At 59.8% G+C, this 22,055-nt stretch carries 11 protein-coding genes; 3 read left to right on the forward strand and 8 right to left on the reverse strand.

The features are described 5' to 3' along the window. Positions 1-11: 11 nt before the first annotated feature. Both NQ519_RS00095 and NQ519_RS00100 read right to left on the reverse strand, forming a co-directional pair. Positions 12-1,499 carry a glycoside hydrolase family 125 protein gene (locus NQ519_RS00095; protein WP_019150107.1) on the reverse strand — a complete coding sequence of 496 codons (1,488 nt, stop codon included), beginning with the start codon at positions 1,497-1,499 and terminating at the stop codon, positions 12-14. A 34-nt stretch (positions 1,500-1,533) separates the two neighbouring features. After that, a complete protein-coding gene (locus NQ519_RS00100; protein ID WP_019150106.1) occupies positions 1,534-2,709 on the reverse strand; it encodes a glycoside hydrolase family 76 protein in 1,176 nt (391 codons plus the stop codon). Between the two features lie 215 nt (positions 2,710-2,924). Between NQ519_RS00100 and NQ519_RS00105 the strand changes: the two genes are divergently transcribed. Genes NQ519_RS00105 through NQ519_RS00115 form a run of 3 tightly spaced genes read left to right on the forward strand, consistent with a single transcriptional unit; the run spans position 2,925 to position 7,637 of the window. Continuing rightward, entirely contained in the window at positions 2,925-4,100 is a 1,176-nt protein-coding gene (locus tag NQ519_RS00105; protein ID WP_019150105.1) for a glycoside hydrolase family 43 protein, read from the forward strand. Then, positions 4,087-5,790 (forward strand): arylsulfatase, encoded by a 1,704-nt coding sequence (locus NQ519_RS00110; RefSeq protein ID WP_019150104.1) that lies wholly within the window; start codon positions 4,087-4,089, stop codon positions 5,788-5,790. The genes NQ519_RS00105 and NQ519_RS00110 overlap by 14 nt, the downstream gene beginning before the upstream one ends. A 26-nt stretch (positions 5,791-5,816) precedes the next feature. Beyond that, the gene (locus NQ519_RS00115; protein ID WP_026076387.1) at positions 5,817-7,637 is read left to right on the forward strand and encodes a glycoside hydrolase family 2 protein; all 1,821 of its coding nucleotides are present in this window, start codon (positions 5,817-5,819) and stop codon (positions 7,635-7,637) included. A gap of 70 nt (positions 7,638-7,707) precedes the next feature. On the opposite strand, the gene NQ519_RS00120 is transcribed toward NQ519_RS00115, so the two are convergent. From NQ519_RS00120 to NQ519_RS00145, 6 genes are all read right to left on the reverse strand, one after another. Beyond that, positions 7,708-9,255 (reverse strand): sulfatase family protein, encoded by a 1,548-nt coding sequence (locus NQ519_RS00120; RefSeq protein ID WP_019150102.1) that lies wholly within the window; start codon positions 9,253-9,255, stop codon positions 7,708-7,710. Positions 9,256-9,279: 24 nt separating this feature from the next. Further along, a complete protein-coding gene (locus NQ519_RS00125; RefSeq protein ID WP_019150101.1) occupies positions 9,280-13,224 on the reverse strand; it encodes a hybrid sensor histidine kinase/response regulator transcription factor in 3,945 nt (1,314 codons plus the stop codon). Between the two features lie 186 nt (positions 13,225-13,410). Next, positions 13,411-15,009: an arylsulfatase gene (locus NQ519_RS00130; RefSeq protein WP_026076386.1), complete on the reverse strand. Its 1,599-nt coding sequence runs from the start codon at positions 15,007-15,009 to the stop codon at positions 13,411-13,413. Positions 15,010-15,038: 29 nt separating this feature from the next. Beyond that, positions 15,039-17,231 (reverse strand): M60 family peptidase N-terminal accessory domain-containing protein, encoded by a 2,193-nt coding sequence (locus NQ519_RS00135; RefSeq protein ID WP_083870956.1) that lies wholly within the window; start codon positions 17,229-17,231, stop codon positions 15,039-15,041. Positions 17,232-17,258: 27 nt separating this feature from the next. Next, the gene (locus NQ519_RS00140) at positions 17,259-18,902 is read right to left on the reverse strand and encodes a RagB/SusD family nutrient uptake outer membrane protein (protein WP_019150098.1); all 1,644 of its coding nucleotides are present in this window, start codon (positions 18,900-18,902) and stop codon (positions 17,259-17,261) included. A 20-nt stretch (positions 18,903-18,922) separates the two neighbouring features. Continuing rightward, entirely contained in the window at positions 18,923-22,048 is a 3,126-nt protein-coding gene (locus NQ519_RS00145; RefSeq protein WP_019150097.1) for a SusC/RagA family TonB-linked outer membrane protein, read from the reverse strand. Positions 22,049-22,055 lie beyond the last annotated feature (7 nt).

Genomic DNA, 22,055 nt, shown 5'->3' on the forward strand with positions numbered 1-22,055 from the left:
CCCCGACGGTCCTATTGCACCGTGATGCTGTTCAGCAGGTCGGTTTTGCCTTCATTCACCAGTTTGAGGATCAGCTCCCCGAACAGCGTGTTCTGCCATGCGAACCACGAGCGCGTGAACTTGTTCGGGTCGTTCACATCGAACGATTCGTGCATGAAGCCCGTCCCGGCGTCGGTCGTCATCAGCATTTCGACACAGCGTTTGATCTTCGCGTCGTCCGTCGAGGTGAAAGCCTTCATCATGATACTCATCGGCCAGGCCATGTCGTAACCGACATGCGGTCCTCCGATGCCCTCGCCCGCCGTACCGCGGAAGAAATAGGGATTCGACGTGCTCCACACGAAGCGGCGGGTGTTCTGATAAATCGGGTCCTTCACGTCCATATCGCCCAGATAAGGCATGGCCAGCAGACTCGGAACGTTCGCGTCGTCCATCAGGAAGCGGTTGCCGTAGCCGTCAACCTCGAAAGCATAGATTTTACCGAAATCCGGATAGTCGCAGACGGCATACTTCCGGAGCGCCGTCTCGACCTCCGAGGCAAGAGCCGTACATTCGGCGGCCAGTTTCTTCTCCCCGTTCACCTTCGTCAGGATTTCGGACGCCTTGCGCAGCGACGTTACGGCGAAAAAGTTCGAGGGAACCAGGAACAGAAACGTCGTAGCGTCGTCCGAAGGGCGGAAAACCGAGGCGATCAGCCCCACCGGCTTCACCGGATTGCCCTTGCCGTCGTTGCAGACCGTATCCAACTGCCGCTCCGTACGGCGCCGGAACGTATAGGGCCCCACGCCCTCCTTGCGCTGCTGCTCGCGGAACGTGCGCAGGATATTCCGCACGGCGGCGAGCCAATGCTCGTCGAAAACCGAAGTGTCGCCCGTCACCTTCCAATACTCATACGCCAGGCGAAGCGGGTAGCACAGCGAGTCGATCTCCCACTTCCGTTCGTGAAGCTCGGGACGCATTTGCGTCTTGTCCTTCATCCACTGGTGGTCCGGATTAGGGTCGTAGGGGTCCAGAAAAGCATTGGCGTAGGGATCGAGCTCGATACATTTCATTTGACGGCGAATGACGCCCGCGAGCATGCCGCGCAGATGTTCATCGCGGTTCGCAAGCTGGAGATAGGGCCACACCTGCGCACCCGAGTCCCGGAGCCACATGGCGTGGATGTCGCCCGTATAGACCACCGTATCGTCTTTGCCGTCGTCGTCCTTGCGGTAGCGAACCGTCGTGTCCAGCGTATTCGGAAAACAGTTTTCGAACATCCAAGCCAGCTTCGAGTTGGTCAGGACGCTTTTCACGCGCGCGATTTCCGCTTCGACGGCGGCGGATTTGAACAGGCGCTCCGACTCCGGGGGCCGGTTCGTCTTCGAATAGCAGGCTGGCCGGGCCGACAACCGGGTAGCGTCGGCGGGAATGAGCAGCTCAGCGGAAGCATGCGACTGCGCCCCGATGCAAAACACCGATACGGCAGTCAAAATCAGCAGTTTTGAGTTTTTCTTCATCTTTTCGGTATGATTCTAAGATTCAACAAGTCGGTTATTCGGCGACATCCGCCATCCGGGCGAACATCTCGGCCAGCGCAGCCTGCGACAGAAGCCACTTGCGCCCCTCGCGGCCGCGGCCGCTCCAATCAGCCAGAAGGCCCCGGCAGTCGCGGGAGCAGGTCCACGCATGGTCCAGCGTCTGACGAAAGGCATCCAGACCGGTCTGACGGCCGTCTTCACGGCTGAGTTCGATGAATCCGCGCAGCATCACCGCATCGAACCAGATTTTATCGCGCCGCAGAATCCGGACGGAACCGCCGCCCGGTTTGTGAACGGGCCGGAAAAAATGGGTCAGGCAGGCCGCGGCGGTCTGCTGCGCTTCGGCGAGATAACGTTTTTTGCCGGTGATGCGGTGAAGCAGGGCGCCCGCCTGGATCATCTGACCGCTGTTGTAGGAGAATTTGGCCTTGTTGACCGCCCCTTTCAGCGAGATGTTGTCGAAATAGAGGTCGTCGGAACGGTCGAGAAGCCTCTTGCGCGTCCATTCGTAGAGCGCCCGCCCCTGTTCGAGATACTCCTCCCGGCCCGTCGCCAGATAGAGTTTCAGGGCCAAAACGGCCCCGGGAGCGTTCGAACAGGTATTTTTCGACCCTTTTTTCTGCTCGCACCAATAGATGCCGCCGCCCAGCCGGTCGTCGGTCCCGCTGGCAACGAAGAGCCAGATGCGCTCCGCTTCGTCGAGAAAACGCCGCTGGCGGGTTGCGGCGTAGAGATCGGCGAAGTCGATCCCGAGCCAGATATTGTCGTCGTAGAAACGGTCCGAAGCCGGAGCGGAACGGATATAGGAGGCATAGGCGAAAGGTCGTCGCCGGTCGTCGGCATACTCCCGCAGCCCGGGCAGGACCACCGAGTCGAGCAAAGGCCCGAAACGCTCCCAGCCCTCCGTTTCGACGAGGGCCGCAACGGCCGACAGCGTTCCCGAAAACGGCCAGAGGTAGGAAAATTCGTTGGCTGCGGATTCGCCGGCGAGGTAGGTCGCCTTATAGGCGCCGTCGTCGGGATAGTTCTCCCGGAGGAGCCGGGTCCCGGGGACGGAATAATAGGTATAGAGCGAATCGAGCATCGCCGTGGCGCGTGCGGCATATTCGCCCCGCTGCGCAGCAGCGGAACCTGAAACCAGGACGGCGCAGAAAAAGAGGGCGAAAGCCGGGCGTTTGGGAAACAACATAAAAAACATCACGATTTATTTGCATACAAATATAGATATAACAACCGCTACGAACCACTAATTTTTGACCAATAAACATAATATTCCCGCCAACCGAACGCCGCCGGAGCGATTTTGGCTAAATACTGTTTTTTCCTGATCAAAATGTTGCGGACAAAAAATTATTATTTCCGAAATTTGTAATCAGAAAACGAGACCTTAAAACCAACCCGACCATGAAAACTCCCGTACATACCGCATCGCTGCGCCGGACCGCGGGCCGGATCATCTCCACCCTGCTGTTGCTGTGCACCGCGTGCGCGGGGAAAGAGACGGCGGGAGACGATACCTTCGAAAACCCCGTCGTCCTCAAATACGAGAACACCTCGATCTATTTCCACGAGGGAACCTATTATTACGTCACGAATTCGAACGGCAATCTGGAACTGTACGCCGGTGCGGACCCGACGCGGCTGGAACAGAGCACCCCCAGCACCGTATGCCGCGTCAGGGCAGAATACGGGCTGCTCCATATCTGGCACCCCCAGATCGTGAACATCCGGGGAAAATGGTACATCTACCTGAGCGCCGACGACGGCAATACGGACAACCACCGGATCTACGTGCTCGAAAACGCAGAACAAGACCCGCGCGACGGAGCGTTCACGATGCGGGGACGCATCAGGACCGACCCGGAGGATAACTGGGCCATCCATCCCTACGCCTTCGAGTACGACGGCGAACTCTATCTGATCTGGTCGGGATGGGAATCCCGCAGAGTCTACGCCGAAACGCAGGGCATCTATATCGCCCGGCTGGAAAACCCCTGGACCCAATGCACCCCGCGTGTCCGGATCTCCGCGCCCGAACACGAATGGGAACGGCAGTGGGTAAACCCCGACGGCTATAAAACCGCCTATCCGGTCTACGTCAACGAGGCTCCCTTCTTTTTCGGAAACGACCGCACGGACCGGCTCTACATTTACTACTCGGCCAGCGCCATGTGGACCCCCTATTATGCGATCGGCGAGCTGTCGGCAGCCAAAGGCTGCGATCTGCTCAACGCCGCGTCGTGGAAGAAAAAGAGCAAACCGGTCTTCACGATGACCGATCCGTCGTGGAAAAAGACTCCGGACGCACGGACCGCCTCGGCGCCGGGCGTCTACGCCCCGGGATACCCGTTCATCATCCCCTCGCCCGACGGAACCGAATATTTTCTGGTTTACATGGCCCGGAACATCGTGGGAGACCCCTACCGGCCCTATTCGCGCACCGTACGCATGCAGAAAATCGGATTCTCGACGGAGGGAACCCCCGAACTGGGCTCCCCGGAACCGATCGGCAAAGCGCTTAAAAAACCGTCCGGCATAAAAACCGAATCTCAAAATCAACATAACGATGAATCCAAGTAAATTAATTCTTCCCGTTTCTCTTCTGACCGCAGCGGCCGCCGAGAGCGAACATTGCACGGCCAAGCCGAAGAAAGACGCCCGGCCGAACGTAATCGTCATTCTGGCCGACGACCTGGGCTTCTCCGACATCGGATGCTACGGGGGTGAAATCCATACCCCCAACCTCGACCGGCTGGCAGCGAACGGGCTTCGCTTCAACAACTTCTACAACACAAGCCGCAGCTGCCCCACCCGGGCGTCGCTGCTCACGGGCCTCTACCAGCACCAGGCGGGTATCGGCCGGATGACTTTCGACGACCACCTGCCGGGATACCGCGGCACGCTGTCGAAGAACGCCGTGACGATCGCCGAGGCGCTCCGCGGTTCGGGATACCACACGGGCATGGTCGGGAAATGGCACATCGCCGAAACGCCCCTGCGCCCCGACCAGCGCGAATGGCTGGCCCACCATGTCTACCACGAGGAGTTCGCCGACAAGATCAACTACCCCACCCGCCGCGGCTTCGAGGATTTCTACGGCACGATCTACGGCGTGGTGAACTACTTCGACCCGTTCAGCCTCGTCGATGGCGAGGAGCCCGTGCGCGAGGTTCCCGAGGGATATTACATTACCGACGACCTCTCGCAGAAGGCCGTCAGCTACGTGAACAAATACGCCAAAGACGACAAACCGTTTTTCCTCTACCTCTCCTACACGGCGCCCCACTGGCCCCTGCACGCCCTGCCCGAGGACATCGAGAAATACAAGGACATCTATAAGGAGGGCTGGGAAGTCATTCGCAACCGGCGTTACGAACGCATCAGGCAGCTGGGCATCTTCCCCGGACAGGAGGATTTCCTTTCGCAGCGCCAGTTCAACGACAAATGGGAGGATAACCCCAATGCCGAATGGGACGCGCGCGCAATGGCCGTGCACGCAGCCATGATCGACCGGATGGATCAGGGAATCGGTCAGGTGCTGGACGCTCTGGAAAAGAACGGACAAATGGACAACACGCTGATCATCTTCCTCTCCGACAACGGATGCAGCAGCGAAAGCTGTCAGAACTATTCGCCCGGCGAGAACGACCGTCCCGACATGACACGCGACGGACGTCCCATCGTCTATCCGAAAAAGAAAGAGGTGATGCCCGGTCCCGAGACCTCCTACGCATCGCTCGGCGCGAAATGGGCGAACGTGGCCAACACCCCGTTCCGGTTCTGGAAAGCCAAGTCGTTCAGCGGAGGCATCTGCACCCCGGTGATCGCCCACTGGCCCAAGGGACTCAAAAAGAGCCTCCGCGGCAAGGTGACCGGCCAGATGGGACACGTCATGGACATCATGGCCACCTGTCTCGACCTCTCGGGCGCCGAATACCCCGCGACCTACGACGGCAACCGGATCATCCCGCTCGAAGGCAAGAGCCTCGTACCCGTGCTGCGCAAAGGCGAGCGCGAGGGACACGACTACCTGGGGTTCGAACACTTCAACGAACGCGCGTTCCTCTCGAAGGAGGGCTGGAAGATCGTCCGTCAGGGCAACAAACACCCCTGGGAGCTCTACGATCTCAACAACGACCGTTCGGAGCAGCACGACCTCGCCAAGCAGAATCCCGCGAAGGTCGAAGAGCTGACGAAAGCATACGAGGAGTGGGCGAAACGCTGCATGGTGGAACCTTATCCCGGCCAATTCAAGAAGAACAAGAAGTAAACCGCATATCACCTTAACAATCAGTAATGAGAAAAACAATTCTGACAACCGTGGCAGCACTGAGCGTGCTGTGCACCTTTGCCCAGTGGAAACCCGCGGGCGACAAACTCAAAACACCCTGGGCCGAGAAGATAGATCCGGCCAACGTACTCCCCGAGTATCCGCGTCCGCAGCTGGTCCGTTCGCAATGGATGAATCTCAACGGACTGTGGGACTACGCCATCAAGCCGGCCGGCGCCTTGGAGCCGAAAACGATGGACGGAAAAATCCTCGTTCCCTTCGCCGTCGAATCGTCGCTGTCGGGCGTGCAGAAAAGCCTTACCGAAAAGGACGAACTGTGGTATCGCCGCACGTTCAGCGTACCCGCAGCGTGGAAAGGCAGCAACGTGATGCTGAATTTCGGCGCGGTGGACTGGAAAGCCGACGTATTCGTGAACGACATCCTCGTGGGATCGCACACGGGAGGCTTCACGCCGTTCTCGCTGGACATCACCCCCTGCCTGAAAGCCAAAGGCGATCAGAAACTGGTGGTGCGCGTGTTCGACGGCACGGACAAGGGCTACCAGCCCCGCGGCAAACAGGCGCTCAACCCCAACGGCATCTGGTACACGCCGGTCAGCGGAATCTGGCAGACCGTATGGATCGAACCGGTGGCGAAGAGCCACATCTCGGGGATCAAGGCCATTCCCAACCTCGACCAGAAGAACATCGCCGTAACCGTGACGGCCGATAACTGCACGACGGGCGATCTGGTGGAGGTCAACATCCTCGACAAAGGCAAGGTCGTAGCTTCGGCCACGGGATTCCCCGGCAGTCCGCTGCGCCTGGCCATCGCCGAGCCGAAACTTTGGAGCCCCGACTCACCGTTCCTCTACGACATGACGGCGGAGCTCAAACGAGGAGGAAAAACCGTGGACAAGGTGGATTCGTACACGGCCATGCGCAAGATCGGCACCGCCCGCGACAAGGCCGGAATCCTCCGCATGACGCTCAACGACGAACCGCTGTTCCACTACGGCCCCCTCGATCAGGGCTGGTGGCCCGACGGGCTCTTCACCGCACCGACCGACGAAGCGCTGCTGTTCGACATTGTGAAGGCCAAGGAGCTGGGCTACAACATGATCCGGAAGCACGTGAAGGTGGAGCCGGCACGCTGGTACTACCACTGCGACCGCGAAGGCATCCTCGTATGGCAGGACATGCCCTCGGGCGACATGGGTAACAAGTGGGAAATGTACATCTACAACGGCGGTACGGACAAACTCCGCACGCAGGAGTCGAAGGACAATTTCAGCAAGGAGTGGAAAGAGATCATGGATTTCTGCATCTCCTCGCCGAGCGTCGTGGTATGGGTTCCTTTCAACGAGGCGTGGGGACAGTTCGACACCGAGCGTATCGTGAACTGGACTATGGAATACGATCCTTCGCGTCTGGTGAACCCCGCCAGCGGCGGCAACCACCGTCCCTGCGGCCACATGCTCGACCTGCACCACTACCCGGGGCCCGCCATGAAGCTGTTCGACCCGCAGCGCGTCAATGTGCTGGGCGAATACGGCGGCATCGGACTGGCCTTGGAGGGACACCTTTGGTGGAACAAGCGCAACTGGGGCTACGTACAGTTCAAGAACGCAGAACAGGTGACGGCCGAATACGAGAAATACGCCAGGAACCTGGCCAAATTCGTACGCCTCGGCTTCTCGGGCGCCGTCTACACCCAGACGACCGACGTGGAAAGCGAAGTGAACGGCCTGTTCACCTACGACCGGAAAGTGATGAAGGTCATACCCGAACGCATCAAGGCAGCCAACGAAGCGGTGATCCGATCCATGTCGCTGGAGATGGAGTAACCCGGATAGAGTTCCTAAAAAAATACATCCTCCCGTGCGGGAGGATGTATTTTTTTGCACTTCGCCGAAACTATTTCCGGACGCGGACCGGCTCGATCGGAGGCAGCGGCCCGAATTCGCCGTGCGCAGCGGCCTTGATGCTGAAATCCTTGTACATCCAATGGTCACGATACCACGTACAGGGCTTGAATTCGTCGTTCAGCTCCTCCATTTTGGCAGCCATTCCGCTGCGGAGCGAGGCGAGGACCTTCGCATATTTCTTGTCTTCAGCGACATTGCGGGTCATGTGCGGGTCCTTCTGCCGGTCGAAAAGCAGTTCGGAACCGTCGCGCAGATAACGGGCATAGGTGTAGCGCTTGTCCCGCACGGCGCGCCATTCGAACCCGTTGCGCCAAAGGTGGGTATGTCCCATTCCCTGCATGAAGGCGAAATCCGGTTCGAGGCCCTTGCCGCCGCGCACCGCGAAACTGAGGTCGTCGCCCTCCATCTCGGCCGGGATGCTGTCGGAGAGCCCGACCAGACCGAGCAGCGTGGGCGCGATGTCGGGCGTATTGAGGCAGACATCCGTCCGTCCCCTCTTCGCCCCGGGGCAACGGATGAGAAAGGGAATGCGGCACGCCTCGTCGTAGAAGATCATCTTGAACATGCGGCCCTGCGAGGTCATCATCTCGCCGTGATCCGACGTAAAGACGACAATCGTGTTGTCGGCGATGCCCAGGCTGTCGAGCAGCTCCACCACGCGACCGAACTGCTCGTCGATGGAGTTCACCATCGCATAATAGCAGCGCATGGCCTCCTGATACCCCTCCCCTTTGACGAAATCGTCGCGCCAGCTGGTCCGGCCGTTGAAATACTCGGAGAAAAAGCGGTCCATATAGGGATCGGGATTCTCGTTGAAATTCTCCGGAAGCTCGAATTTCACGTCTTTGAATCTCTCGTAACAATGCGCCGGAACGTTCCTGCGGACCCAGGGGTCGTGCGTGGGGCTCCAGGAGAGCATCAGCGTGAAGGGCTGTTCGTCGCCGGCATGTTCACGAATGTAGTCGAGCGCGAGCCCCGTGAAGACCTCCGGACCGTATTGCCCTTTGAGATCGACATGCACGGGCTCGCCGTCGGGACCGTCCGTATCGTAAAATGCGCTGTAATTGATGTGGTTGAACGAATAGGTCGCCCAATAGCCGTCGAATCCCATGCGCTCGGGCCCCGGCTTGTAGGGACGGCGGTGGGCGTCGTTCCAATGGACTTTGCCCACGTAGCCGGTCTGGTAGCCGGCATCCGTGAGCACATGGGCCAGGGTCCGGTGGTTGGGATTCAGGTTCAGTTCGTTGATCACCATGCCCGTCGATGAGGTGTATTTGCCCGTTATCAGGCTCGCCCGGTAGGCGGCGCTGACCGGGCTGACCGACACGGCATTGGTGAAATCGAGCGACTGGCGCGCGAACCGGTCGATGTTGGGCGTCACGGCCAGCCCGTCGCCGGCATATCCCAGCACGTCGGCCCGCAGCTGGTCGGCCATCATGTAGATGATGTTGGGACGCTGCTGCTGCGCCCCGGCAGTCCCCGCAAGTCCTGTCAACGTACCTGCTCCGAGCAGGTACAGCAATCGTTTGTCTTTCATTCTTTGGGTTTTGAGTTTTGATCCTTAATATTGCTTGGGCGTCATCCCGAACTCCTCGCGGAAGCAGGCCGAGAAGTAGCTCGAAGTCTTGAAGCCCACCTGCTCGTAGATCTCCTTGATCAGGAAATCGCCGCTGCGGATCATCTCCGCAGCCTTGCGCAGGCGGTAGGTTTTCATGTAGTCGTTGGGCGATATGCCGAACAGGCTCTTGACCTTGCGATAGAAGTTCGAACGGCTCATGAACATCTTTTCGGCCAGCTGTTCGATGTAGAACGTCTCTTCGCAGAGGTGCTCCTCGATGTGGAAGTTCAGTTTCTCGACGAACTCCGCATCGCGCTTGCTGAGACCGAGCGACGCCGTGTCGGCGTGCCCCGTTCCGGAGAGCAGCGCACGGCGGATGCGCTCCCGGTTCTTGATCAGGCTGTCGATCTGAGCCATCAGGTGCTCGGCGGAGAAAGGCTTTTCGATGTAGGCGTCGGCGCCGTATTCCAATCCGCGGACCTTGTCCTCGACCGAGGTCTTCGCCGTGAGCTGGATGATGGGAATGTGGCTGTAACGCAATTCCGACTTGACGTATTCGCACAATTCATAGCCGTCCATCTCGGGCATCATGATGTCGCTCACGATCAGATCGCAGTTGTTGTCGGCGAGGACGCCGAGCGCTATTTTGCCGTTGGCGGCCGTCAGCACCTCGTAGCGGGCACCGATGATCTCGGCGATGACCGCCCTCAGATCGTCGTTATCCTCCACGATCAGTATCTTGCAGGTTCCCGTCTCTTCGGCGGCGAAGGGAGGGGGGGGGATTTGCGCATCCCCGCCGCCGTCCGGCCCGGAATCCGGGCCGTCCGACGCACCGGACGCGACAGCCGCAGGATCGAGCGGAATCTCCACTGTGAACACAGCCCCGCCCCGCTCGCCGTTGGCGCACACGACGCTTCCGCCGTGCTTGATCGCAAGCAGGCGAGCCAGCGGCAGCCCGATACCGGTTCCGCCCTTGCTGTTGCCCGACTGGTAGAAGGTGTTGAAAATACGCTCCATATCTTCGGGAACGATGCCCTGCCCGTCGTCGGAAACCGTGATGCGGAAACAATTATCCCCGGCGGCGAGAGCCACGCAGCATTTGCTTCGAGCGTATTTCAGCGCATTGGACAACAGATTGTTCACGATCTTCGAGATGGCGTCGCAGTCAACCTGCGCCACCACGCCGGGCTCGACATGCCGTTCGAGGCGGATGCCGCCGACCTCCGCGGCCGGACCGAAACGCACGCACAATTCGTTCACCAGTTCCGAAACGTCGCACGGCTTCATCGTCGGCGTGTAATCCGTCTCTTCGGTCTTGCGCAGATCGAGCAGCTGGTTGACCATCTCCAGCAGATTGCTCGTGTTCTTTTCCATGACGCGGAGGTAATCCCGGACCTTGGGCGGGAAATGCGCATCCTCCCTCAGAATCGATTCGAGGGGAACCTTGATCAGCGAAAGGGGCGTCCGGATTTCGTGGGCCACGTTGGTGAAGAAATCGATCTTCGACTGATAGTTGATCTTCTCCTGCTGCGAGGCGAACTCGGCGAGTTTCAGACGGTGCTTCCGGCGGACGTACCAGGTCCCGCACCCGGCCAGCAGGCCCAGCAGAAGCAGGTAGCACACGACAGCCGGCGCCGAACGGTAGAACGGCGGCTGAATCACGAAAGCGACGCGGGCCGTATTCTCGCTCCACACGCCGTCATCGTTCGAGCCGCGCACCTCGAAGGTGTAGCGCCCCGGCGAGAGATTGGTGAAATGGACCTCGTTGCGGTCGGTGAAGCTCCACTCCTTATCCTGCCCGGCGAGCCGGTAGGTATAGCCATTCTTGGACGAGGACTGGTAGCTCAGGGCCGCAAAGGTAAACCCGACGGAGTTCTGGTTGTATTTCAGTCTGAGCTCCTTGTTCAGATGCAGCGGATATTTGAGCGGCGAAGGATTCTGGCCCCCGCGGTCGATCTCCACCCCGCGGTCGTTGATGAGGAGCCCGGTCATGCAGACCGAAGGGACGAACCCGTTGCGTTGCAGATCCCCGGGCCGGAAGACCGAATAACCGTTGATGCCGCTGAAACAGAGCCGCCCGTCGCGCATGCGCAGCGAAGCGCGGTCGTTGAACTGGTTGCCGGTGAGGCCGTCGCGGACGGTCAGGTGGTAGCGCACCTCCTGCGTCTCGGTGTCGAGGCTGAAAAGCCCGTTGTTGCTCGCAATCCAGAGCATTCCGTCGTCGCCTTCTTCCAGCGAGGCGATCGGCACTCCTTTCAGCCTGTCGCCGCCGGCATTGAACGGAACGAAGTGCCGGGTTTCGCGGTTCAGCCGGAACAACCCCGTCTCCGTACCCAGCCACACGTCGTCGCGGCTGTCGGTCAGGATGCAGACGCTGTTGGGCGTGCTGCTCCGGGCGAACATATAGTGCCGGAAATCTCCGGAAGCGACATCGAACAGAAAAGCGCCCTTGTTGCGGGCCAGCACCCAGATCATGCCGGGCCCCGCCTGGGCGAAATCGCAGACAGAAAGGTCGTTGCCCCCTTTGTTCACCCGCACGAAATCGTCGAGTTTGCGATCGTAGCGGGCGAATCCCCACGGCGTTCCGGCGTAGATCGTCCCGGTGTCGTCGCGGAAAAGCGCCTCCACGTCGTCGTCGCAGAGCGAGGTCCCCACCCCGGGGTTGTTCCGGTAGTTGCGCACCGCCCCTGTCTTCATGTCGCGGGTATAAACACCCCCGGCGAAGGTTCCCATCCACAGGCGTCCTCCGGCGACGAGCATCGTCCGCACGTTTTTCACCTCCCGCAGGAAAGAATCCGGACCGCCGCGGAAAGGTTCCGAGACGGTGCGCCCGTCGGCACTCACCTTCAGCACACCCCGTTTGTCAATGGCAACCCACAGACTGCCGCCGCCGTCCTCGGCGAAACAGGTGGCGAGCGTCTTGCCCCGCTCCCCGATCTTCAACGGCATATGTTCGATCGGTTTGAGCCGGCGGGGAAGGTAGGTAATGCCGTTGTACTGCGTGGCGACCCAGATTCCGCCCTCGTGGTCGCGGAAAAGCGCATTGACCGTATGGGTGTAGCTCTCGCGGCGGACGGTCATGTCCGTCACGGGGTCGATCTCTTCCGAACCCGTATAAAAGACGAACAGTCCGTCGTCCGAACCGACCATCAGCTCGCCGCGCGAAAGCGGCAGCAGCGCACGGGCCGACATCTCCCGGCGCATCGTCCAGTCCGCAGCGCTCTCCCCCGACCAGACCATTTTCGCAAGTCCGTCGGTCTCGAAACACCCCCACAGTTCGTCGTTGCTGTAACAAAGCGATCTGACCACGGAGGGCACATGTCCGCTCCGCTCCTTCGCATAGACCGCCAGCCGCTGTTTCCCCTCGCTGTCGAACTCCGCGACCGTGCCGTTCCGGGCGCTCACGAAGACGTTCCAGTCCGGGCCGCCGACCATGTCGGTCACGGCGTCGGACAGACGGCTGTTCTGTTCGAGCGTGCCATCCTCGGGATAATAGATGAAAAACCCCTGGGCCTCCGTGCCGATCCAGATTTTGCCGTCGCCGTTCTCGAAGATGCGGGTGATACGCCCGGTGATGACCACGCCGTACTGCGTGCGCACGCTGAAAGAGGAAAACAGATCCTTACGCTCGTCGTACAGGTAAACGCCCTGCTCGGTCCCCACCCACAACCGGTTTTTACGGTCGGCGCACAGCGCATGGACCGACGTGTTCAGCAGTCCGTGCCGGAGGTCTTCCGAATCATAGACGCGGAACGCAACCCCGTCGAAGCGATTCAGGCCGTCGGCCGTGCCAAACCACATGAACCCGCGCTGATCCTGGGCGATGCACCGGACCGTATTGTGCGACAGACCGTTGTCCGCGTTATAACTGACCAGCGCGTAATTCCGGGCCGAAACGGCTCCGGAGCACCCGATCAGCAGAAAGAGCGATATGATGAATCTTTTCATATATGAATCCATACGATAAAGGTAGAAAACAGTTTCCAAACGCGCAACCCGGCCGTTTTCGTATACCAAACGGGGCGAATATGTCCGGCGCAGCCATTCGCGGACACGGGCCGCAGAATCACCGCGGCCCGCATCCGCCGTTCGGAAGCAGACGTTCGACGGTCCCGGACGACGGGGCCACGAACCCTATTTCTGCAACCTCTTCGGGTACACTTCGTGCGTATCGGCCCACGCCTTCCATTTGGCCACGAGTTCATCGAGGAGCTCGGGATACCAGGCGGCGAGATTGCGGCGTTCGGTGCGGTCGGTCGGAATGTTGAACAGCTCCCATTCCTTCGATTTCTCGTCCTTGACAGCTTTCCAGTCGCCGTGGCGCACGTAGCAGTTGTCGAAATGCTCGCCGAAAAGATAGTCGTGGAGCACGGTCTTCGGCTTGCGGATCGTCGGCACGAGGCTCTTGCCCTCCAGCGGATGAATGTCGTTGCCGCCGTAGGTCGCCGGATAGGTCGCCCCCGAGACATCGACGAACGTAGCCATCAGGTCGGGCAGGAAGCTCACGTTGTCGCGGATCTGTCCGTCGAAACGGGAGAAGCGTCCGGGCCATGAAACGATCAGCGGAACGGCGAGGCCGCCCTCGTAGGCGCGCACCTTGTACTTGCGCAGCGGCGTATTGCTCACCTGCGCCCACGGCAGGCCGTAGGAGGGAGCCACCCAGCTTTGGGGATCGTTGATGTCGGCCACCGTGCCGAAGCCCGTTTCGGTATGGGGCTCGGCGCAGGCTCCGTTGTCCGAAAGGAAGATGATCAGCGTATTGTCCTTCTCGCCGCTCTTTTCCACCCAGTCGAGCACACGGCCCACGTTGTAGTCCATGCAGTGCACCTGCGCGGCATAGACCGACATACGCATCGCGGAGTGCTTCCGCTCGGTATCCGTCAGATCCTCCCAGCGGCGCGACTCCCACTCGGCGAGCTCCCACGAATCGTCCACGAGGCCCAGTTCGGCCTGACGGCGGAAACGAGCCTCACGGATCGCCTCCCAACCCGCGTCGTACTTGCCGAGAAACTTGTCGATGTCCTCCTGTTTGGCATGGAGCGGCCAGTGGGGAGCGTTATAGGCCAGGTAGAGGAAATAGGGCTTGCCGTCGCCCTTGTTGCTGTCGAGGAACTCGATGGCATAGTCGGTGAAAGCATCCGTCGTATAATACGGCGCCTCCGGAGGCGGCAGTTTGGTGTTGTCGAGCGTGAGCCCGCGGCCGCCGTGGGGCCGCAGATAGCTGCTGGCCCCGGCCAGGATGCCGTAGAAACGGTCGAAGCCGCGCTGAAGAGGCCATTTCTCCTGTCCGTGCATGCCCAGATGCCACTTGCCGGCCATGTAGGTATGATAGCCCGCGCTCTTCAGCACTTCGGCAATCGTTACGCAGTTCCGGTTGAGATAGCCCTGATAAGCGGCAGGCTTCCGGGGAGACGGATCGCCCGGTTTGCGTCCGGGAACGGGGTCCTCGGACATGCCGCCGATGCCGGCCTGATGGGCATACAGACCCGTCATCAGGCTGGCCCGCGTGGGACATGAACGCGCCGTGGAGTAAAACTGCGTATAGCGCACTCCGCTCTTGGCGAGACGGTCGATATTGGGCGTGGGAATCTCGCCGCCGTAGCAGCCGACATCGGAATAGCCCATGTCGTCAACCATGATCAAAATGATGTTGGGCTGCTTCGCCGCCGTCGCAGCGCCTCCGGCGAGCGCCGCGGCCGAAGCTCCCAATGCAAAAACGGTTTTATTCACGATATTCGATTTTCGATTGTTCTGTTATCTCTCTATTCGGTCTTCTCTTCCACCAGTCCGAATCCCATCTCGCACATCTGCGTAATGGAGTAGCCCGAAGTACCCGGCGTGATGGGCTGCAACTTGAAGCGGATACGGGTCGTCGTGTACTCCCGCTCGAAGTAGTAGAACTCCCAATTGGAATTGTACAGCAGCTTGAATTCGCTGGGAGCGGTGGGTTTCCACTCGCCGGACGCATCGTCAAGGTATTCGATGTCGTAAATATAGCTCGTGTAGTAGTAGTTGGCGACATTCCAGAGCGCGAACGTGTTGAACGTAACGGGCTCCTGCGAATACTCGAAGTCGTCGTCCTCGGGAGTATCCTCGCCGGGGCCGGTGAAGCTCAGAATGTAGAACGGGATATGGGCCCACATCGAACCGGTAGCCGGCTGCATATGGCCGAGAAGTCCGTTCATGTTGCTGGTGTTGCCGTCGAAAACGTTTTTCCAGAGCGGGTTGTCGATCGAGTTTCCGGTGAACTTCGTTCCGTTGGCCCTGACGACCGTGTCGCAGCGGGGATTGACCGGATCGTTATAGGCGTTGTAATCCCACGCCACACCGCGCAGATACCAGTTCATCTTGTCGTCGGCGGAAGCCATGCTGAACGTCAGGCCGGGAGCCGGCCGCGCGATGCTCTTATTCGGCGTCCGGGATTCGAACGAAGGCTCCGTCGAACTGTCGTAGCTGGTCCAGAAGCGTTCGTTCTCGCCCAGCTCCCGGAACTGCATCATGTAGCGGATGGCGACGGTCGAACAGGGGAAATGCCAGCGACGGAAGAACGGCAGCAGATTGCGGTCGGCGTACTCGCAGGCGCTCATCGCAAAGAAATCGCAGGCGGCCTGCCCCTCGAGCAGCTCGTCGGGCTCATACTCGAAACCCAGCTCGCGGGCGCGCTGGGAAACGTAGGGGAAAAGCCCCCAGCCCAGATAATCGGCCAGCTGTTTGAGCATCGTCGTGCGAACATTGTCGTTGGCGTGACCGTACATGATGCCGTTGTCGCGGTTGCTGACCGTCCGGGCGAACTCCTTGTTGAGCTTGTCCACGTTGTCCGCGAAATTGATCACCTGACCGGGCCACATGCCGAGCGTGCGCGCATAGTGGTAGTAACCGATATTCAGCGAGGGCTGCAAGAGTTTGTCGCTCTCCTGCCACGGGCTTTTCACCGCCTCGCCGAAACCGAAGAAGACATTGAACCAGTTGGTCGAACCGTCGGTCTGCGCCTGCAACAAGGTCGTGTTGATCAGCTTCTTTTCGTCCACGAACGTCGTGGAGGATTCGCCGCGCAGGAACCCGATGGGATAACCGCCGTACTGCTGGACGTTGGCCGTCGGGAAAAGCGCCGTCTGCCCGGCATCCGGCAGCTGGATGTCGGAATAGACACGCATGGGAGGCTGGTTGGCGGGATCGTAGCCGCCGAAACGGTAATAGGCGTCGGCGATCTTTCCGTAGTAGTCCAGAACGCCGTCGGGATCGGTCATCGCGCTCATCTCCGAAACGCCGGCCGTAAGGATCACCTTGTCGGAAACGAGCTCCGTCCAGTTGAGGAACGCCATTGAATCGGGGTCCTCGCTGGGTGCGGCCAGCAGCGCAGCCCGTTCGAGCATGGTGTTGATCCAGTCGCCGAAGCGGGTTTCGCCCTGAACATAGTCGTCGGAGGGAACCGCGTTGCCGACCGTAACGGTTATATCCCCGGCCGGAACCTTGTCGGCCGGATAGCAGAAATAGAGGAAACCGCCGAAATAACTCGAAACGACATTCGTTCCGGAATGGAGCGATCCCCGCGTGACGACATTCCCGTAACGCTGGCGAAGCTGTCCGGAGAGCAGCTGATGACCGATGCCGATCTGGTATTGCAGGTCGTCGGTCCCCTCGGGAACCACGATTTCGACCTGATCGCCCGAAGCGACGTAGAGGCCCGTACGCTGAAGCACGGCCGAATCGGGGGCGAAAGCGAGCGGTTCGTAACCGCCCTTCACCGGAACCTGCACACCGAACACACGCTCGATGCCCGAGGAGACGATGCCCGGGAATTTGTCGGCCCAGTCCCAGTAGGGATTGCCCGAGGAGCCGCCCTGGTCGGAACCGCCCATATCGATCAGCGGGGCCTCCTCGGTCAGGTCTTTCGAACACGAAAAAGCTCCTGCGCCGATGACTGCCGCCAGCAATATAATCAATGACTTTTTCATAGCTTTATCTTCGTAATGATTCCAATTCTATTTGTCCAACTTCAAGTCGTAGTCGATAAACCAGTTGGCAGGGTCTTTCAGTTTCGCTCGGTAAACGGCGCGTTCAGCGTCGGACGGGAACTTGCGGGTGACCATTCGGGCAAGCATCGACGGATTGTTGCTGTTACGGGCCATGCGCATTATGGTAAACCAGCGTTTTCCTTCGCCGGCCAGTTCGCGGCCCGTCTCCTCGATGATCAGGCTGTCGAGCACCTGGCGCCTGCGCCCGGCGTACTCCGGACTTCCGGGATCGAGCGCCCCCATGAACCGTTCGTCGGTGGAACGCACGGCCGGGAGGCTGAGCCTTCCGCGGACGCCGCGCCCCGCCTTCAGTTTCTCATAGGCGTAGATCGGCGCGTCGAACGGCGGATTGTAACGGTTGCCCGAAACCCAGTAAGGCTGGAAACCGTTGTTGAGAATGGCATCGGCGGCATCGTAGTTGCCCATCGCGGAGAGCGCCTCGGCGATCATCAGATGGATTTCCGCCGCCCGGTATAGGTAGATCGGAGCGTCCTGGCTCTGGATGGAGCGGATATAGTTGTATTTGTTGAACACGCTCTCCCCCATGCTCGTCGTAAAGGTGACCGGATCAGTGCGCGGATCTTTGGCTACCTGGGACCCCGTCATCTGATAATCGGCACGGAGCGAAAAACGGGATGTCAGCACCGCAGTCGGCTTCATGTAGTACTCGCAGACGGTTTCACTAGAAAAGAGCGAATAGAGCGGATTGATCTGGCGCTGCGAATAATCGTAGAGCACCATCGTGAGACCCTCGTTGGTCTGGGGGTTGGCCGGCGTATCGGAGAAGAGCGAGCTCCACTGTTTCGTCTTGCCGAACTGCTCCGAAAGGGTGAATTTGTTGTTGTCCCCGGCAGGCGTCAGAGCCTGTCCCGTGATCAGGTTGATGCCCCTCTTGGCCGCGGATTCGTAATCCTTGTTCCAGAGATAGAGCTCGCACAGCAGGGCGTCGGGCGAAATGGCGATGCTGTTCCAGATACCCGTCGTGCCGAACATCGTGTTGATGTCCACGCGGCGGAGTCCGTTGATGTTGTCCACGCCGGTGTTCATGAAATGAATCAGCTCGGGAATCAGCTCGTCGAACGTCAGCACGGGAAGTTTGCTCAGATCCGTCTCGCCGGTCATCGCATAGTCGTAATAGACGGCCTTGCCGTAGAGTTTGCCGATATTGAGGTAAGCCCAGGTGCGCAGCGCGACCGCCCCGGCGATCATCTGCCGGTAGGTGGTGGTCGGAATAACGCCCGGATAGCTCTTGTTATATTCGATGGTATTGCGCATGAAGTCGTTGCAGTTCATCACGATGCGGTACAACGGCGCAGGATCGGCCACCGAATTGTCCGGCTGAACGTCGTAGCGGAACACCTCCCAGTAACTGTCGGGCGCCTGATCCGTAGGGGTCAACAGATCGCCCCACAGTTCGCTCGTCACCACGAGTTTGGGCGCTACGTCCTGCAAGGTCCCGTACAGACCCATGAAGGAGGCGTAGATATTCGAACGTTCGGTATAGTTATCGTCCGCGTCGAGCATGTTGTCCGGCGTCTGCTCGAAAAAATCCGAGCACGACGCCAGCGAAGCGGCGCACAGGACAAGCGTTATCTTTTTGAAAAGTTTCATAACTCGTATCGTTTTCACCGTTAAAAATTCAGGATAAGACCGATTTTCACATATTTCGGCACGGGGACCTTCGCAACGTCCATACCTGCCATAGCCATGTCGTAGGAGTAGGCGAATTCAGGGTCGGAGCCCGTGTAATCCGTGAAGCAAAGGAGGTTTTCACCCGTGATGAAGACCTTGAATCCGGTCATGAAGAGCAGTTTCTTCCGGGTCTCCCACGAAATCGTCAGCTCCTTGATTTTCAGATAGGAACCGTCCTCGATCCAGCGCGAGGAGAAGCGGTTGTTGCCGGCCGGATCGCCGTAGACGACGCGCGGAATGTCGGTCTGCTGCCCCTCGGCCATCCAGCGGCGACCCATGCTGGCCGCCTGGTTGGTAAAGCCCTTGCCCAGTTCGTTGTAACGGCGGGTTCCGTTGTAGACCTTGCCGCCGCAGCTGTACGAGAAATTGGCGAACAGCGAGAAACCCTTCCAGCTCATCCGGGTGTGGAAGCCGCCGAAGAAATCGGGGTCGGCGCAGCCGAGAATCTCCCGGTCGCTGTCCGTAATGAGCTTGTCGCCGTCGAGGCTGCGGAAACGCACGTCGCCGCCGGTGTAGGGATAGCCGCTCAGGGTCGTCAAGCCCTCGGCTGCGGCCTGCTCCGAGGTGGCGTAAACGCCGTCGGCGCGGTGTCCGTAATAGGAGAAGGGAGCTTCGCCGACCTTGTTGATGAGCGTCACGCCGTCGCCGAGGTCGATGGTCTGCTGATCCTGACCGCCGAGGCTCATGATACGGGTCTTGTAATAGGCGATGTTGCCGCCGACGCGCCAGCGGAATTTGCCTCCGGTCAGCAGGACGCTGGCGCTGAGCTCCACGCCGCGCGACCGCATCGAACCGCTGTTCTTGTAGATGACGCCGGAACCGTAAACGGGCGAAGCCTTGGTATCGACGATCATGTTGCGGGTATATTCCTGGAAAATGTCGGCGCTCACCGAAAACTTGTCGCCCAGCAGCGAGAAGTCCACGCCCAGGTCGATGTTGGTCACGCGTTCGGGACCGATCTTCTGGTTGGGAACCCCGGCGCGGACCAGGCCGCTCACGTCGCGCAGCAGTTGCAGCATGTAGTAATAACTGCCGTAGGCGCTGCTGTAACGGCTGTTGGGGTTGACGCTGTATTCGCTGCGCACCATCAGGTTGGAAACGCTCCGGCTGTCGCGCAGAAACGGCGCGTTGCTGATCTTCCAGCCCGCCTTGACACCGGGGAAGAGATACCAGCGGTCGCTGTATTTGCCGTAGGTCGAGGAGGCGTCCACGACCCCGATGGCCGAAAGGTAGAGCTGGTTCCGGAAATTATAATCGGCTTTCAGATAGACGTTCATCCAGTTCAGGAGCTCGGCGTAACCGCCCGAAGAGCGGCCCACGGAGGAGACGTTGGAGAGCGTGCGGTAACGGTCGGTCGTGGTGTTGATGCCCGATCCGCTGCTGGCCTGCGTGCGCGACGAGATCATCTGCCACCCCGCTCTCAGGTCGAGGTTGTGACTGCCGGTCGAGAAATTGTAGGTCACGCCGACCTTGCCGAAATAGTCCCTCGATTCGGACGAGCCGCTGCGGACCGTATTGAGCGCGAGACCGCCCATCAGCGGGGCGATGGTCCCCGAGCTCAGACCGCCGATGAAAATGTCGTCCTTGACATAACGGTAGTAAATACCGAACGTCATGTCGGCTTTCAGGTTCTTCAGGATATTGTAGTTCAGACCCGTGTTGACGAGGAAATCATAGATCTTGTTCTTGCCCTCGATGCCCGTCAGCATGGCCACGGGGTTGGAGACGTTCATCACGGGGTCGATCCGCGCATATTCGGTCAGGATGGCCCCGCGGTCGTCAACCTCGTAGATTCCGGTCAGCGGGGAGTGGGAATAGGCCGCCAGCAGCGGGTTGGTCTCGGGCGAAAGGCCCTGCTCCTGGAGCTTCATCTCCAGGAAATCGAAGGAGATCGAAGCGAAAGCGCTGAGTTTCTCGCTGAAATTGATATTGGTATTGCCGTTGGTGTAGAACTTGTCCCGCGTGGTTCCATCGACCACGCCGTTGCCCTTCTGGTAACCGGCAGTAACCAAATACTGAACCACAGCGTCGCCGCCGCGCACTTTGAGCATGTTGTCCGATACGAACGCGGGCGAATAGATCTCTTTCTGCCAGTCGGTGTCGAAACCGTAGCGCACCTTCTGTCCGGCGGTCATGTCGCCGCTCAGGAACGGGAACGCCTTGCCGATCTCCCCGGAATCCGCATAGTAGCTGCCGGCGATATCGGCGATGTAACGGCTGAAGTCGAGTCCCGAAAGCAGGGGCAGCGTCTTGTTAATGAACCCCACGCCCTCGACGCTCTGCAATTCGACCAGCGTCCGGCTGACCTTACCGCGCTCGGTCTTGATCATCAGCACGCCGTTGCTGCCGAGCGAGCCGTACGGCATTGCGTCGGCGCCCTTCAGGAAAGTGATCTGCTCGACATTGCCCAGGCTGACCGGTTCGAGCAGGTCGCCCGAAAAACCGTTGATGATATTCGACGAATTCTGGTCCGACAGGAAAGGAACCCCGTCAACGACCAGCAGCGGCGTATTCTGGCCCAGCAGCGTGCGGTTGCCGCGCAGGTTGAAGAAGGAGCCCTCCCCCACCATGCCGCTCTTGTTGCTCACGCGAAGACCCGCGAAGCGGCCCGTGAGGGCGTCGCTCGCCGTAAAATAACCGCGGTTGATGTCCTTGATGCCCACCGCTCCGGCCGAACCGATGCGGTCGGACATCGGGACTTCGCCGTCGGGCGAGGAGTAATGGTCGGTCGCCAGCGTGTTGGCCGACTGTTGGAGGTAGATCACCACGCTGTCCCGGCCGAGCAGGTTGACGCGAGCCGAAAAATAGCCCTCTTTCACCACGTTGAGAGTCGCCCGGTCGGAGAAGACCTTGGCCCGGAAAACACCTTTCGGACCGCTGACGACCGAACGCGCCAGTTCGTCGGAGCTGACCTGCGCCGCGCCGAGCGGCTTTCGGGTGTCGGCATCCAGCACGAGACCCACGATCTGACGGGCCGTCTCCCGATCCCGGTATTGCTGCGCCGCTGCTCGTCCCCCGGCAAAGAGTACGGACAGTAGCAAAATGTATTTGATGGAGTTACGCATTTTTCAC

Source organism: Alistipes senegalensis JC50, from assembly GCF_025145645.1.
In the GTDB taxonomy this organism is placed as follows: Bacteria; Bacteroidota; Bacteroidia; order Bacteroidales; family Rikenellaceae; genus Alistipes; species Alistipes senegalensis.